Source organism: Vibrio sp. 10N.222.52.B7 (assembly GCF_041474275.1).
Taxonomy (GTDB): Bacteria; Pseudomonadota; Gammaproteobacteria; order Enterobacterales; family Vibrionaceae; genus Vibrio; species Vibrio crassostreae_C.
This window is the reverse complement of the sequence record NZ_JBFRTU010000032.1, coordinates 74,012-89,568: the sequence shown is the minus strand read 5'-3', so window position 1 is coordinate 89,568 and position 15,557 is coordinate 74,012. Positions and strand designations below refer to the sequence as shown.

The following is a 15,557-nucleotide window of genomic DNA, read 5'->3' as shown; positions in this document are numbered from 1 at the left end:
AGATTTATACCCAAACCTTGCCATTGCGTCTAGCTTTATTCCTTTAGCAAGCATCAATCGCGTTTTTAACACGCTTATCTGATACTGGGTAAGGCGTACCGAGCTGCTGTGCGAAGAAGCTTACACGAAGCTCTTCTATCATCCAACGCACCTCTTTTACATTTTCTGGAACCGCGATCCCTTTTGGAATTTTATTCAGCAGTTCTTTGTAATCATTCATTACTGACTCAACTTTGATCATGTGAAGACGATCTTTGTTCGGGTCAATTGGCAGTTTTTCCATGCGGCGTTCAATCGCTCTCATATAGCGTAGAATATCCGGCAAGCGTTTCCACCCACATTCTGTGGCAAAACCCTTAAAAATCAAACCTTCTACTTGAGCTTTTATGTCAGAAAGTGCGAATGCCATAGAAAGATCCACGCGTCCTTTCAGCTTTTTACTGATGCTGAATGCCGTGGTTAAGATGGTTTCAACCTGTTGAGCAATCTCTACTACGGTATCACCCAGCTCTGCACGTACGTGTTCTTTCAGTGCTTCAAACTGCTCTGGCTCCCAAACCAAACCGCCCTTTTCTTCAATCAGCTTATCAATACCACAAGCGATACAGTCATCGATTAAATCGAGAACCTGTCCGTATGGGTTGAAGTACAAACCAAGTTTCGATTTGTTTGGCAGGTTCGAGTGCAAGTATTTGATCGGTGATGGCACGTTCAACAGGATTAAACGACGCTGACCCGACTTCATTGCCGAGATCTGCTCTTGCTCGGTTTCGAACAGTTTGATCTCTACGCTGTCTTTGGTATCCACCAGCGCAGGGAAGGCTTTAACATCGTAACCGCCACGTTTCTGTTGGTAGACTTTTGGTAATTCACCAAAGCTCCACGTGTGCAGGTTCTGCTGCTCGATGTCGTCGTCTGCCACTTTAGAAAGCGTTTCTTGAACCTTGTCTTTCAGGCTCTCTTTCAGCTCATGCAGATCTTTCTGTTCTTTCAGCTTACGCTTGCGATGATCGACAGCGCGGAATGTTACCTTTAAGTGCTCTGGAATCTGGTCTAACTTCCAGTCATCACGTACCACTTCCACACCCGTCATGCGGCGTAGCTCTTTCTCAAGAGAATCCAATAACGGTGCTTCAAGCGGTGTCACGCGAGCCAAGAATGCATCAGCGTAGTTTGGCGCAGGTACAAAGTTACGGCGTAGCGTTTTAGGTAACGACTTAATCAAGCTAATCACTAACTCTTGGCGTAGACCCGGGATCTGCCAATCAAAACCGTTTTGGTCGATCTGGTTCAAGATAGGCAGCGGAATGTGTACCGTTACACCATCGTTATCGTCGCCCGGCTCAAATTGGTAACTCAGCTTGAGCTTGATACCGTTTTGGTGCCAGAAGTTCGGGTAATCCAGATCGGTAACGTGGCTAGCATCGCCTCGGAACAGCATCGACTTTTCAAAGTTCAGCAGCTCAGGTGTTTTCTGACTGGTCTTCTTCCACCATGTATCAAAGTGACGGCCAGAAACCGCCTCTTCACCCACACGCTGGTCATAGAAATCGAACAGTTCATCATCGTCGATCAAGATGTCACGACGACGCGATTTATGCTCTAGCTCTTCGACTTCTTGTAGAAGCTTACGGTTCTGCTTGAAGAAAGCGTGTTTGGTTTCCCACTCACCTTCTACTAATGCACTACGTACAAACAACTCACGGCTGACGGTTGCATCAATCGCGCCGTAGTTCACAAGGCGCTTAGGTACGATTGGGATTCCGTAAAGCATCACTTTTTCGTGTGCCATTACCGCTGCTTGTTTCTTCGACCAATGTGGTTCGCTGTAACTGCGTTTAATCAGGTGTTTCGCTAGCGGTTCAAGCCATTCAGGTTGAATCTTCGCGATAACACGGCCCCAAAGTTTTGAGGTTTCTACCAGCTCCGCAGACATGATCCACTTAGGCTGTTTCTTAAATAGGCCAGACGCAGGGAAGATGTGGAAGCGTGCATTACGTGCACCTTGATACTCATTCTTCTCTTGGTCTTTCATACCAATGTGCGAAAGCAGACCTGATAGCAGTGACATGTGAATGCCATCGTAGCTGCCCGGTTCTGTATTCAACTTAGTATCCAGTTCACGCATTGCTTGGTGAATTTGGAAGTACACATCTTGCCATTCACGGATACGTAAATAGTTGAGGTAATCTTGCTTACACTGTTTGCGGAACTGGTTACTCGACAATGCTTTTTGCTGCTGCTTGATGTAATCCCATAAGTTCACAAACGTGATGAAGTCAGACTCTTTATCGAAGAAACGCTTGTGCTTGTCATCAGACGATTGTTGCTTATCTGATGGACGCTCACGCGGATCTTGAATCGACAACGCAGACGCGATCACCATCACTTCGTGTAGGCATCGGTTACGTGGCGCTTCAATTACCATACGCGCTAAACGTGGATCGATAGGCAGTTTTGCCAGCTTACGACCAATCGCGGTTAGCTTCTTCTTGTCGTCGCCGTGGTTCTTGTTTTTGTTCGCTGACGGTTCAACGGTGGCGATCGCACCCAACTCTTCAAGCAGCCTTACACCATCTTGAATGTTGCGCTTATCGGGCGCTTCAACAAATGGGAACGCTTGAATATCGCCTAGGCCTAGCGCTGTCATCTGAAGGATAACCGATGCTAGGTTAGTACGAAGAATCTCTGGGTCAGTAAACTCTGGGCGTGACTCGAAATCTTCCTCAGAGTACAAACGAATACAGATACCTTCTGCAACACGACCACAACGACCTTTACGCTGGTTTGCACTCGCTTGAGACACTGGCTCAATCGGTAGACGTTGTACTTTAGTACGATAGCTGTAGCGGCTAATACGCGCCGTACCCGGGTCGATAACATACTTGATGCCCGGTACGGTTAACGAGGTTTCTGCCACGTTAGTTGCCAGAACGATGCGTCGACCAGTATGAGACTGGAAGATACGGTTCTGCTCACCCGCCGATAGACGCGCGTAAAGCGGGACAATTTCGGTATCACGAAGGTTGCGTTTACTTAATGCATCTGCGGTATCACGAATTTCTCGCTCACCGTTCATGAAGATCAAGATATCGCCAAGGCCTTCATCACACAGCTCATCAACGGCTTCAAAGATGCCTTCGATTTGGTCGCGGTCTGAATCACTTTCATCACCACCTAATGGGCGGTAACGCGTATCAACTGGGTAAGTACGACCAGACACTTCAATGATCGGTGCATTGTTAAAGTGCTTAGAGAAACGCTCTGGATCGATGGTTGCCGACGTGATGATCACTTTCAGATCAGGACGCTTTGGCAGTAACTCTTTCAGGTAACCCATGATGAAATCGATGTTCAGGCTACGTTCGTGCGCTTCATCGATAATGATGGTGTCGTACTGATTTAAGAAACGGTCGTGTTGAATCTCCGCCAGTAGAATACCGTCGGTCATCAGTTTGATTTGGGTATTGTCAGAAATCTGGTCGTTGAATCGAACCTTATAACCAACGAACTCACCCAGCTGTGTTTCCATCTCTTCAGCAATACGGTTCGCAACCGAACGCGCCGCAAGACGACGGGGCTGAGTGTGACCAATTAAGCCAAAGCGGCCGCGGCCAAGCTCAGAACAGATTTTTGGTAGCTGAGTGGTTTTACCCGAACCCGTTTCACCCGCCACGATAACCACTTGGTTTTCAGCGATGGCTTTCGCGATGTCTTCGCGCTTTTGGCTAACCGGGAGAATTTCTGGGTATTCAATCGTTGGTTTCTGTGCCGCACGCTGAGTTGCCGTCATCATCGACTTAGCAATGTCTAACGCAATCTCATCAAAGACAGCGTGCTTAGCTTGTTCGTTCTTAATTTTGCTCGCACCAGCAATTCGCTTACTCAAACGGAAGCGATCGCGTATCATACATTCGTTGAGCGCTTTACGAAGAGAGGCTGGGCTATTCTGAGATGATTTGTTGTTTTTCGCTGATTGTTCAGCAGATTTTTTCGATGCAGCTTGGTTTGGTTTCGCTTTGCTCTGTGAAGAACTTGGCTGTGCTGCATTCTTGTTGTTATCTGCTTTTTCCGGAGACGAAGTCAAAGCGTGTCCTATTCTTGTACTTATTAAACTCGCGCGATTATATCACAAGTGAGCTAGGCTATAGAACGGAAAGCCACCCTAGCCTGTTGTTTTAATTATTCAGGCACAGTGTTTAAACATGTACAACATTAGTCAGATACACCGCAACGTATAAACAAAAAGAGATTGGTTATACCCAATCTCTTTTACTTTCCTTCGAACAATTTACGTTAAGTTGAATGTTTACCCAAGATGAACAGTTACCGACTCGGTCGCTAGACTGCTTCCTCCAATGTAGACGTCAATGTCACCAACCTCATACATAAAACACTCTTGAGAACCATAGAACTTTAAGTCGTCCGCTGAAATCGTCAGCCTAATTGTTTTACGTTCATTCCCTTTTAAAAAGCATTTTGTAAATGCTTTTAGCTCTCGTTGAGGGCGAGTCGTCGAAGATACCTTACGTGATATATAGCATTGAATGATTTCTTGCCCTGCCCTTTCAGATACATTCTCTACCTCAACTTCAACAATCAGGTTCTCATTCTCAGCAATTTCAGATGTCACAGCCGTCAACTTACCATATTCAAACTGCGAATAGCTCAAGCCAAAACCGAATGGATAAAGCGGTGTATCTTGCTCATTCTTATATGGCATGTACTCTTGATACGCTCGCATTTTTCCAATCGGCTTACGACCGTAATACATCGGAATTTGACCTGTGCTTCTTGGTACTGTCATGGTCAACTTGCCACTCGGGTTACTATGACCAAACAGTAAGTTACCGATTGCATTCCCTGTCTCTGTACCGCTTTGCCATGCATAAACCAATGACTGGGCGTATTGCTCAATCTTAGGAGACGGTATGGGTCTACCAGTACACTGCACCACAATCAAAGGTTTGCCCGTTTTTCCAATGGCTTCAATTAGCTCTTCTTGACCCGGTGGCAGAACAAGCTCGGCAATATTGCGCGCTTCTCCCGTTCGACGATGGCTTTCACCAACGCACAGCACGACTACATCACTTCGATGCGCACACTCCATCATGTCATCACTAAATGCGCTTGAATCAGTAATTATAGTGTTCTCTGGCGCTGCTGCTTGGATGCCATCTGCAATCGTTGCAACGTCGTCCGCATTGCCATCTAAACACCAAGAACCAAGGTGCTGTCTTTGTGAATGAGCATGAGGGCCAATCACAGAAATGGTTAAGCCTTGTGAGTTCAGTGGTAGCAAGTCACCATCATTTTTAAGCAGCACCATGCTCTCTTCTGCAAGAGCTAGCGCTTTGACCTTATGTTCTTCTAGGCCCAGCATGCTCTTATGCAGTTCAGGGTCGATATATGGTCGTTCAAACAGACCAGCGCGGAATTTGGTAAGCAGTACGCGGTAAACAGCTTCATCTAGATTTTCTAGTAAGCTTGGATTGTTCTTCACCAGGTCTTCAAGAGTGTCTTCATATGCCTCGTGAGTCATCGCCATATCAACACCTGCATCCAACGCCTTTAACGCAGCTGTAGATGGGTCTTTCGCAACTTGGAAGTATTCCAGATCGGAAATAGAGCCCCAATCACTGACGACCATGCCATCAAACTTATGCTCGCCTTTGAGCCAGTCTCGAATTAATGGTCGAGATCCGGTTACCGGCGTACCACCAAGGTCGTTAAATCCAGACATCATGGTTGCAACGCCAGCTTTCACTGCCGCGGCAAAGGGCGGCAAGTGCACATTGTGCAAGGTGTTATCACTCAATTCAGTCGTATCGTAGTCGCGACCGCCCTCTGACGCTCCGTAACCAACAAAGTGTTTGGCACACGCCACCAGCTTATTTGGTTGTGAAGGGTCATCACCTTGGAAGCCTTTCACTACTGATTTTGCAAACTGACTGGTTAAGTACGGATCTTCACCTGAACTCTCAATCACTCTGCCCCAACGAGGGTCTCGAACAATGTCGAGCATCGGCGCAAAAGTCCAGTTAATGCCTAGCGATGCCGCTTCAGCCGCGATGCACTCATAAGCTTCTTCAACCAACTTGGGGTTCCAAGAACATGCCTGAGCCAGGGGAATTGGTAGCACCGTCTTTTGGCCGTAAATCACGTCACGCGCGAATATCACTGGAATCCCCAGGCGGCTTTTTTCCATCGCCACTTTTTGGATCTCATTGAGCTGGTGCGGATCAACCGATTCACCCGGCGCATTACCCGCCCACGCTGTGTCAGCAAGGATGCGCGAGCCATACGCACCCTGCTCCACTTTCATCAAGTATTCTTGCTTATTGTCGTCATAATCCAGCATTGGCGATTGGCAAAGCTGACCCACCTTCTCGGCAAGCGTCATCTTAGACAGTAAATCTTGCGCTCTAGTTTGGTAGCTAACAGAGCTGTCTTTGTATAGAGCCATCGATTAGATCTCTTTCAATTTGTATCGTGGGAAAGCTTCGGTTAGAAACTCGGTCATCTCTTGGTATAACGCGTCATTACCAGACTGTTTCGCTAAGCTTCGCAGTTGATCGGCCGCCGTTGGCACATATCGAGAATCAAGCTGAACGTAGATCTCGATGAACTCCATTAACTGCTTTTCGTTAAGTTGCTCAATAATCAATGCGGGCTTTTCTAACGACTGATAGTAAGCGTCTGGCTTAGGCCCAAGCGTTGCGCTTCGCCAAGTTTCAATCACTTGCTGGTAACCACCTAAATACTCATCTTCAATTCTGAGTTCGAGTTTGTTCATCCCTTTTAACGCTGTTACCAGCTCACCTTTTTTGTATTGCTGCTCTGCGTATGCAAAGTAGTTTTCCGATAGTGAGTAAGCTCTCAGCCAAGCGGAGCCATATGCGATAAAGATAACCGAGGCCAACGCTAACAATTTATATCCTGTCGATACTTTCATTACTTAACCCCTACGCCAGTAAATGCCTTGATGAAGTTCTTCTGTAGGCAGAAAAAAACAATCACAACAGGAACCGCAATCATGGTGGTCATCGCCCACAGTTGCTCCAGGTTGGTTCCTGGTACTTCAGTTTTAAAGTTGTACAGCGCAAGCTGCAGCGTCATCAGAGATTCGTCTCGTACGTAAAGTAGTGGCCCCATAAAGTCGTTCCATGCACCCATGAAGGTCAGAATACCGACCGTTGCCAGTGCTGGTCGCATCATAGGCAGAATGATTTTGAAGAAGATACGCATCTCACTCGCACCATCAATACGTGCCGCTTCCAAGTAAGCATTGTCTATCTGCTTCATGAACTGCACCATCAAGAAGATGTTGTACGCACTGATTGCCCCCGGAATGATCAGCACACGATAGGTGTTAATCCAATTCCACTCGTACATCATCATGTAGGTTGGGATGGTGAACAGAATCGCTGGAATCATCATCGAGCCAAGAATCACTTTCAGCCAAAACTCGCGGCCAGGTAAGTTGGTTTTGACAATCGAATAAGCAACCATCGACGAGAATAATGTGTTCAGTACCGTGACAGTGACCGAGATAAAGATGGTGTTGAAGAACACTCTCCCCAAGTTCACTGAATCAAACACTTTGATGTAGCCAGCAAACGACCACTCTTTTGGCAAGCTGTTCGGGCTGTGCATGATCTCTGGGCCCGTCTTAAATGAGTTGATCACCATGTAGAAGAACGGATACAACACAATAAGGGTGGCAACCAAAAGTGTGCCGTAAATCAGTAGGTTCTTTTTCTTATCAGCATTCATGATTAGTCTTCCTTACTGGTGATTTTTAACTGCATCATCGTCAGCAGGTAAATTACGCAAGCGAGCATTAAGCCAATGGTTGAAGCTTCACCCATCTTCATCTGCTCAAAACCGGTTTGGTAGAGGTAGAGCACAGGGGTGAGTGCCGATTGGTAAGGGCCGCCGTTTAAGTCGAAGTTCATAAACACTTCGATAAACATCTGCAAGCCGTTGATAATGTTCATTGTCATCACAAACACGATCTGCGGCATGATCATCGGCAGAGTAATTTTCTTGGTCTTACGCCACCACGATGCGCCATCAATGTCAGCCGCTTCAAACAGAGATTTGTCGATACTGGCGATACCACCAAGGAAAATGATCATCTGAACACCGAACCACTTCCATGCACTGAACACCGCAATCACAGGCATTGGTAACCACTCTTCGAATTTCCAAAACACCGGTTCTGAAAGGAGGTTCGCGCCCACCATGGTATTTTGAATGGGACCAGAAGGACCTGATATGAAGTCAAAAATGATCATAGCTACGGTAATCGAGGTCACCACTGGAATGAACATGATGGTGCGGAACATGCTCGACAAAAATTTGATCTCGTTGAGGAGCAAGGCCAAACCCAGTCCAATCACGAAGCTCAACGTCACGAAGATGACTTGGTTAAACACCACATTGAACAACGACTTCCAGAACAAGAAGTCCGTCACCACCGTAATCCAATTGGTTAAACCGATGAACTTGGTGTTCTCTGGCATCAAGATGTTTACGCTTAGAAAGCTACTCTCGAACGACAAGAAGAACGGGTAAATCAAAAAGACCGCAAAGTACACAATCCATGGTGCAAGGAACAGGTAGCCGGTTATGAGGTTATCTTTTTTCATAGTTTCACTTAGACCTATCACACTATTCGTTAATGAGTTTTTCAGCTTGCTTTGCCGCTGCTTCTACCGCTTCCTCAGCAGAAACATCTTGCTTAACCACAGCTTTGGAATACTGCTCAAGAATGACGCCAGCCATGTCTGATGACAGTGCAAAAGGTTCATTCAATTTTGCATTTGGTAGTTGCTCAACAAATGGTTTGGCTTCTGATGTGTTGTAGTAAGGTCGGTCTTTTAGCGAGATCAGTGTTGGCAGTTGTCCCAGCGCTACATTCGCTTTGTGGTTAAACTCGTCTTCCATCATCAGTTGTAAGAACGCCCACGACAGCTGCTCTTTCTCGACGCTGTTTTTGAAGATCATCAGAGCGCGGCCATCGAGTGTGGAGTATGAGGTATCACCTTTGTTGAGTGTCGGAATCGGTGCTAGTCCAACATCGTCACCCACCACCATCGGTTTACCTGCCGCTTCGGTTAGGTTTGCTTTCCAGCCGAAACCAAACTGTGGCCACATACCAATAGTGCGTGAGAAAAAATTCTTCTCCATGGTCAGTGGAGAATACTGCTGCGCCTTAGCCATAGTTTCGAAGAACAGCGCTAGATTCGCTTCTTCTCTATCGAAGATAGGATTGGTGCCAAAACGATTAAGCAGGCCGTATTGGCCATCGTTGAAGTTGTAGTACATCTGAGCCAACATACTCCAATACCAACTTCCCCACGATAGCGCTTCGTTCCAAAAAACCGTGCCATACACGGGGCTGCCGTCTGCTCGTGGAGGTAGTTGGCTAATCTTTTCAGCCGCGTATAAGAATTCATCCCATGTTTGAGGTGGGTTCTCTGGGTCTAAGCCCGCTTCGATGAACAACTCTTTGTTGTAGAGCATCAATGTCGTTGTTGCATTCCAAGGGATGTAGTAGTTTCTACCGTAGTTTTTTTGCATAAAAACTGGGTCAATCCTATCAACCATTTCATTGAACCCATCAAACTGCTCCAAATAAGCTAGCTTGCCCATCTTTGCGTATTTCGCAGGTTGATAGCCAAAGACTCCAGCATAGAGATTCGGCACATCACCTGCTGCCATACGAGTCTCTAAATTTTCATCATTTGAAACAACAACATCTACGTTTGGGTATCTTTTTTTGAACTCAGGAACTAACTCAGAACGGACAAAGTCCATATAATTACCTACTGGGGTCATGACTTCGATACGGGTATTATCTGCGAGTGTGATCTGCGAACTTAATGCGAGCACACATCCAATCAACCACTTTTTCATAACTATCCTACAGAGTTTCACGTAAAATTAAGGAGGTTGGCAAAATCGTTAATGCTTGTAATTTTTCGGTTTTATCATCGAGAGCATTGATCAATGTTGATGCTGCTAGCTCCCCCATTCCCTCTTTTTCATGAGTAACGGTAGATAAACTTGGAATCATTAACTCTGCCATTCTTATATTGTCAAAGCCGACAAGTTTCATTTCGTTGGGAATATCTATTTCATAACGCTTAGCTGCGCGAAGTATGCCAATCGCCATTTCATCATTGGCAGCAAATACGGCATCAGGCCTACGTCCTTGTTCAAGTATGTCTTTCATCTGTTTGTAAGCGGTCTTTTCGGTAAAGTCGCTTTTTATCAAATGATGATTTTTGACAGGTAGATTGAAATACCCCAAAGCGGAAATATAGCCGTCTAATCGCTTTTTGCTATCGTATGAGTCGTCAGGTCCAGTGAAGAAGTAGATGTCCTTGCAGCCCTTGAGCACCAACTCTTTGGTTGCACTGAACGCTCCACCAAAGTTGTCGATTAGGATGTTGTAGATGCCGGGAGCATTTAACTCTCGGTCTAGCACCACCATGGGAAAGTCCGGGCCTGCGACCGATTTTAGAAACTCGGTATCAAATGAATTGGTTAACACCACTGCGCCATCAACGACTCGATCTCGAATATACTTGTGAGCCGTAGAGTCTTCATTGCCATACATGCTACAAGCCACGACATCATAGCCACGCTGGTGACAGACCTTCTCGATACCTTTGACAAGCTCACTGTAAATCGGGCCAAACCAGTTGTTTAAAAACAGGCCGATGGCATAGCTACGACGCTGCTTCAACTGCTTAGCATTGGTGTTAGCGACATAATTCATCTCGTTAGCAATATTGAGAACATGCTGACGCGTCTTTTCACTGACGCGATTGCAGTCATTCATTGCGTACGAAACGGTTGCGATGGAGACATTCGCTTTTTTAGCTACGTCTTTAATGGTCACTTTCATTTCACTTACTTCCTTTAAGAGCCCAGCTCTTCACACCTTGCATTTTTCTCATACTCAGCCTTTGGGTTGGGCCCATCGCTGAGCCCAATAGATTATTAAAGAGAGATATGAAGGGTGTTTTCTTCACTACTCAACCTCTGAAGCAACCATTCGCGTGAGATCTTCGCACCACCAGCGCGATAGCGGTTCTCAGTAAGTTCGAATGTCACCACTTCATCGTTTATCGAAATAGTTTTTGGAGTGTGTGAACCTTCAACCAAATCGATAACTAAGGTCACAGGCTTCTCATCAAGCTCGAAGTGGATCTTCGTTTGACCAACTCGCGGAGAGATAACTGGATCAAGAATGAGATCGTTGTGCGCGAATCGAACACCAAATACATTAGAGATAAGTTGGTTCACGTAGATACCTGGACCACTTGAGTAGATTCTCCAACCGCCTTTCACTGCAACTTGACCGTTTTTCACTTGGTCAAAGTTGTCGTATGCAGTTGGGCGGTCATTGAACTTAGCATCTGAACTTGAGAAGTACGCGTTAGACTGACGAAGCTCAGCGTTTGGCACGTGGTCTTGAATACCCACTGGGACAATTTTGTACAGGTTGTCGAATACTGCTTCCGCGTCACCCAACTTACACAGTGCTTCGATGAATCGAATATGTGCGTGGCAGTATTGAAGACCGACTTCGCGGCCAAGGTTGGCTGCCAGTTCTGCGCGCTTAAAGTAGCTCTGCTTACCTGCTTTGTACTCGGCCATTTTATCCATCAAGCGAACACCGTCAGGGTGAACAAGGTTTTGCTTAATGATGTCCATGTGAGTGCTTGCCATTTCTGGGTCAAACACTTCTGAAATGATTGAGCGGCTTGCTGGCAATAGTCGGTAGCTGATACCCGTTTTTTGATCCGATGGGTGCAGCAAGTGCTCGATTTGCTTAACACTACCCTCTTCATCACGATCGAAGTGGATAAAGCCAGCAATCACACCATCTTTAATCAAGTAGTGGTGGTAATCGCTTTCCATCTTGTCTGCCAATTCCATCAAAGAAACGGCGTAGTCTTGATGTGCGCTGCCTTTAAGTGCTTGGTACATACCTTTAAGCGCTTGTAGCGTTAGTGGAATTGTCCACCCACTCACCATGTTCTCACGCAGTGATTGATTCGCTGGTTGTAACGTATCGTCCCAGTCACCATCACCGTAGCAAGATAGCGATGTACCCGGCACAAGGTTATCAAGCATATGCTGAATTTGAGTTTGTACGTGGTGCATTAAAGTGAAGTTTTTTTCGCTCTTTACAAAACCTTCTTCTGCTAACGTGTACGGTAGTTCAACATCTAGAATACTGATGTCGTCCGTGGTATTTAGGTAATCAGCTAGAGCTTTGAGCGGCCATACAACGATGTCACCGTGCGCTTCTTCTTGTTGGATAGTCGCGTATTGGTCGAACATGAACCATTGAGGCCAAGTACCCGTCTCTTGATACTGGTGGCTGTAGATCTCTGCTAGTACCGCTTTTGCCTTTGCGTATTCCTGCATCGACATAAACAGTTCGAATGGGCCTTGAGATACATCACGCGTACCCCATGCCGCACCTGAGTATTGCTCTAAGCCATGTGGCGTTGAGTAGTGAACTAAAGCATTGTGAGTGAACCAGTCCAGACACGTATTGATGCGCTGGCTGTTGCCGTTGTCTTCACTGAAATCAACATTGAAGCCTTTGGTCAAAGACTTAATACCTTTTTGGTATTGCTCGCGTTCTGCCTCAAACGCCATAAATTGTGCAGTAGTATCTAGCGCGCCCGTCTTACCGCCAATCGCGACAGAACAGTGACTTTCAAGAGAACCGTTGAGTACCAAGTACTCCACTGAATCAGAATCCGCACACCCGATCGTTTCAGCCGTTACGTCCATGCCTGACACTGCAAGGCCATAGCTCAGCTGCGGCATGAATTGATCAATCAGTTCATTTTTGCCTATCACCGTGAACAGTTCGCCATCTCTTGCAATCTCAACACTGCCTTCACCTTCGTTGTTACCGAAAACAAGTTGGTGTGACACTTTGATTGAAAGCGGAGCCTCGATGCCGTGTTTAGTGATATCTAGCTGGATGATTGGGCTTTGCGCACTTGAGAACGAAACGATCTCTAGGTAGCCACCAAGTAGTTTATAGATCCAACGCGAATAGTTTTGGCCAGTTTCGTAAGCCGAAGGCATGCCCAATGCGCGGTAGGTTCCTTCCACTTCAACCCATACTCTTTGCCCTGCATGAGTGAATTGGTTTAACGGGTTTCGGCACACACCCAATAGTTTGTTGAATGAGGTATTGCCAAGCGTTAGCTGTGAGTTGAAAACACCGCCGATGTAGTGTGTCGAGCTCATGATAGATTGCTGGTAATCTTGATTATTGCCCGACGCAATCACATGACCTGTCATACGCTCTAGGTGCTTCTCTTTTTCTGGCAAAGTCACGTATTTGTTGTCGCCGTAGAAGAATGACAGCAATTCACCGTCTTTAACGTCTGCGAACGTTTGATCATCACCGAAGAACTCTGTGATCTCTTTCTCGCTCAGCTTTCCGCCCTGCAGGTACTCGCCTTTAGGTTGGTGCACACAAGATAAAGGCTCACGTTCCATCTCTTCAGATAACGTCAGTTGAGTGTGCTTAGCTGTAATCTCTTCCAGTGCGATATGCTCGCCCGAATTTGATTTCGGGAAGTCCGCAGTGACAACACCATAGAAAACCATTTCCTTAGACGATTCTGTTGCAAGCGTAACTTCTTCAGTTTGAAGCGCGATGTAACCCATCTCATATTGATATTTTTGGTTTTCAAGTTGTGGCGCGTTCAATGCTGCGGCCTCGCCTGTTAACTTAAACTCCTTACCAAAGAACTGGAAACCATCGGTGCTGTAGCCAACGACAGGAGAAAGAGAACCCAATTGAATGCGCGGGTTGCCTGAAGATTGAGGTAAGTTCTGACGGCTACAAACCACGTAACCCATTTGGTTTTCAAAGATTTGATGGTCTAGGTATTGAGAACAGTACAATTCATTAGTTTTAACCGCGCCTTCATCCGCAAGACCAACGTCCTGACCGTAAATCAGGTCATATATCAGTGGCTGTGAAGAGAGATTCGTAATATTCACATCGTAGAAAAATGCATGGTCAACAGTTTTAATCGACACAACGGCTTCAAAGTCTTCCGTTGTTGTTACCCACTGTAGTGAACCATCGCTCTGCTTAAACGTTTCAATCTTGTTATTAAAAAAAAGCAATGGTGTGACATTTAATTTGCCTTCACCTTTAACGCGAAGGAATATATTCGAGATCGCCATTTCTGAGTCAGGCGTATCGAACAAAGACACCATTAAACGATCACTGCGAATTGCGCCTAGTACGCCATCTGCGTTGAACGTGAGGTTTAGGCTTTCATTGCCAACGCTCATTTGTGATCCAGGTTGAATGTGGTGCATAAAGCTTTACTCCAAACTTATTTTGATTCTGTGTAGTGGATATTTTCTTGAGAAGCGTCATCAAAGACGTGGCATTTCTCGACTTGAAGTTGAATGTGACAATGAGTGCCGACATCAGGTGTTTGCTCGGTATCGAGTAGCTTACAAACCACTGGTTTATCGAAGATGGTGACGTGTAAGTAGACTTCTGACCCTAGCTCTTCTTTCGCCTCAACTTTTGCCGGTAGCGTGTTTTGATTCGCTTGATTAGAGACCGATAAGTGCTCTGGACGAATACCAAGGTGGACGCGGTGCCCTACCCACTCTTTCGCTTTCTCTTGATGTGCTTGCGACAGTTCGATGGTGTGTTCATTGAGTTGAACGCACACTTTTCCGCTTTGTTCCAATAGAGTGCCTTCAAGCATGTTCATGGCTGGAGAGCCAATAAACTCAGCAACAAACTTGTTTTTTGGGTTGTGGTACACATTCATTGGTGTATCGACTTGCATGATTTGGCCTTGATTAAGGATGCAGACACGATCTCCCATGGTCATCGCTTCAACCTGATCATGGGTTACGTAGATCATGGTTGCTGGCTTACCCGACTCTTGAAGCTGGTTATGCAGGCGAATGATTCGGCGACGCATCGACACTCGCAGTTTGGCATCGAGGTTAGATAGCGGTTCATCGAATAAGAACACATCCGGGTTACGTACCATTGCGCGCCCTAAGGCAACACGCTGACGCTGACCACCTGACATCTGCTTTGGCTTTCTATCTAGCAGATCCGTGATTTCAAGAAGCTCGGCTGCTTTGGTGACACGTTCTTTAATTTCTGCTTTTGATTTCTTTGCCGTTTCCAAACCAAATGCTAAGTTTTCGTAAGCGGTCATATGCGGGTACAGCGCGTAGTTCTGGAATACCATCGCGATACCACGGTCTTTTGGCGGCAAGTCATTACACTCTCGGTCACCAATCACAAGCTGCCCATCGGTAATACTTTCTAAGCCTGCAACCATTCTCAGCATCGTCGATTTAGCACAGCCAGATGGACCAACAAGCACCATGAATTCACCATCTTTGATGTCTAAACTCACATCGTGAATAGCGTGGAAGCCGTTGTCATAGACTTTGTTTACATTTTGTAGCGTTACTTTCGCCATGATTCTGCATTCCTATCTATAAATGCG

9 protein-coding genes are annotated in these 15,557 nt (G+C 46.1%); all 9 read right to left on the bottom strand.

Translation table 11 applies throughout. From position 1 onward, the window contains the following. Positions 1-43: 43 nt before the first annotated feature. The 9 genes from hrpA to AB4512_RS11190 all read right to left on the bottom strand — a co-directional run bounded on the left by hrpA (position 44) and on the right by AB4512_RS11190 (position 15,530). On the bottom strand, positions 44-4,087 hold the full coding sequence (gene hrpA, locus AB4512_RS11230) for an ATP-dependent RNA helicase HrpA (RefSeq protein WP_372174916.1): 4,044 nt from the start codon (positions 4,085-4,087) through the stop codon (positions 44-46). Between the two features lie 222 nt (positions 4,088-4,309). Continuing rightward, complete coding sequence (locus AB4512_RS11225; RefSeq protein WP_372148601.1) at positions 4,310-6,466, bottom strand: glycoside hydrolase family 3 N-terminal domain-containing protein; 2,157 nt, start codon at positions 6,464-6,466, stop codon at positions 4,310-4,312. 3 nt (positions 6,467-6,469) lie between these two features. Next, the gene (locus AB4512_RS11220; RefSeq protein WP_137001153.1) at positions 6,470-6,955 is read right to left on the bottom strand and encodes a hypothetical protein; all 486 of its coding nucleotides are present in this window, start codon (positions 6,953-6,955) and stop codon (positions 6,470-6,472) included. Beyond that, entirely contained in the window at positions 6,955-7,776 is an 822-nt protein-coding gene (locus tag AB4512_RS11215) for a carbohydrate ABC transporter permease (RefSeq protein ID WP_102553179.1), read from the bottom strand. The genes AB4512_RS11220 and AB4512_RS11215 overlap by 1 nt, the downstream gene beginning before the upstream one ends. 2 nt (positions 7,777-7,778) lie before the next feature. Next, a complete protein-coding gene (locus tag AB4512_RS11210; RefSeq protein ID WP_137001154.1) occupies positions 7,779-8,654 on the bottom strand; it encodes a carbohydrate ABC transporter permease in 876 nt (291 codons plus the stop codon). Positions 8,655-8,676: 22 nt separating this feature from the next. Next, entirely contained in the window at positions 8,677-9,924 is a 1,248-nt protein-coding gene (locus AB4512_RS11205) for an extracellular solute-binding protein (protein ID WP_137001155.1), read from the bottom strand. Positions 9,925-9,931: 7 nt separating this feature from the next. Beyond that, positions 9,932-10,921 carry a LacI family DNA-binding transcriptional regulator gene (locus AB4512_RS11200; RefSeq protein WP_137001156.1) on the bottom strand — a complete coding sequence of 330 codons (990 nt, stop codon included), beginning with the start codon at positions 10,919-10,921 and terminating at the stop codon, positions 9,932-9,934. A gap of 95 nt (positions 10,922-11,016) precedes the next feature. After that, entirely contained in the window at positions 11,017-14,388 is a 3,372-nt protein-coding gene (locus tag AB4512_RS11195; protein WP_372174915.1) for a GH36-type glycosyl hydrolase domain-containing protein, read from the bottom strand. A gap of 17 nt (positions 14,389-14,405) precedes the next feature. Next, complete coding sequence (locus AB4512_RS11190; protein ID WP_137001158.1) at positions 14,406-15,530, bottom strand: ABC transporter ATP-binding protein; 1,125 nt, start codon at positions 15,528-15,530, stop codon at positions 14,406-14,408. Positions 15,531-15,557: the final 27 nt, after the last annotated feature.

Bases quoted from the DNA above. Each gene is read 5' to 3' on its own strand.
- AB4512_RS11225 (WP_372148601.1), bottom strand. From the start codon at position 6,466: ATGGCTCTATACAAAGACAGCTCTGTTAGCTACCAAACTAGAGCGCAA.
- AB4512_RS11190 (WP_137001158.1), bottom strand. From the start codon at position 15,530: ATGGCGAAAGTAACGCTACAAAATGTAAACAAAGTCTATGACAACGGC.
- AB4512_RS11200 (WP_137001156.1), bottom strand. From the start codon at position 10,921: ATGAAAGTGACCATTAAAGACGTAGCTAAAAAAGCGAATGTCTCCATC.
- AB4512_RS11210 (WP_137001154.1), bottom strand. From the start codon at position 8,654: ATGAAAAAAGATAACCTCATAACCGGCTACCTGTTCCTTGCACCATGG.
- AB4512_RS11220 (WP_137001153.1), bottom strand. From the start codon at position 6,955: ATGAAAGTATCGACAGGATATAAATTGTTAGCGTTGGCCTCGGTTATC.
- AB4512_RS11205 (WP_137001155.1), bottom strand. From the start codon at position 9,924: ATGAAAAAGTGGTTGATTGGATGTGTGCTCGCATTAAGTTCGCAGATC.
- AB4512_RS11195 (WP_372174915.1), bottom strand. From the start codon at position 14,388: ATGCACCACATTCAACCTGGATCACAAATGAGCGTTGGCAATGAAAGC.
- AB4512_RS11215 (WP_102553179.1), bottom strand. From the start codon at position 7,776: ATGAATGCTGATAAGAAAAAGAACCTACTGATTTACGGCACACTTTTG.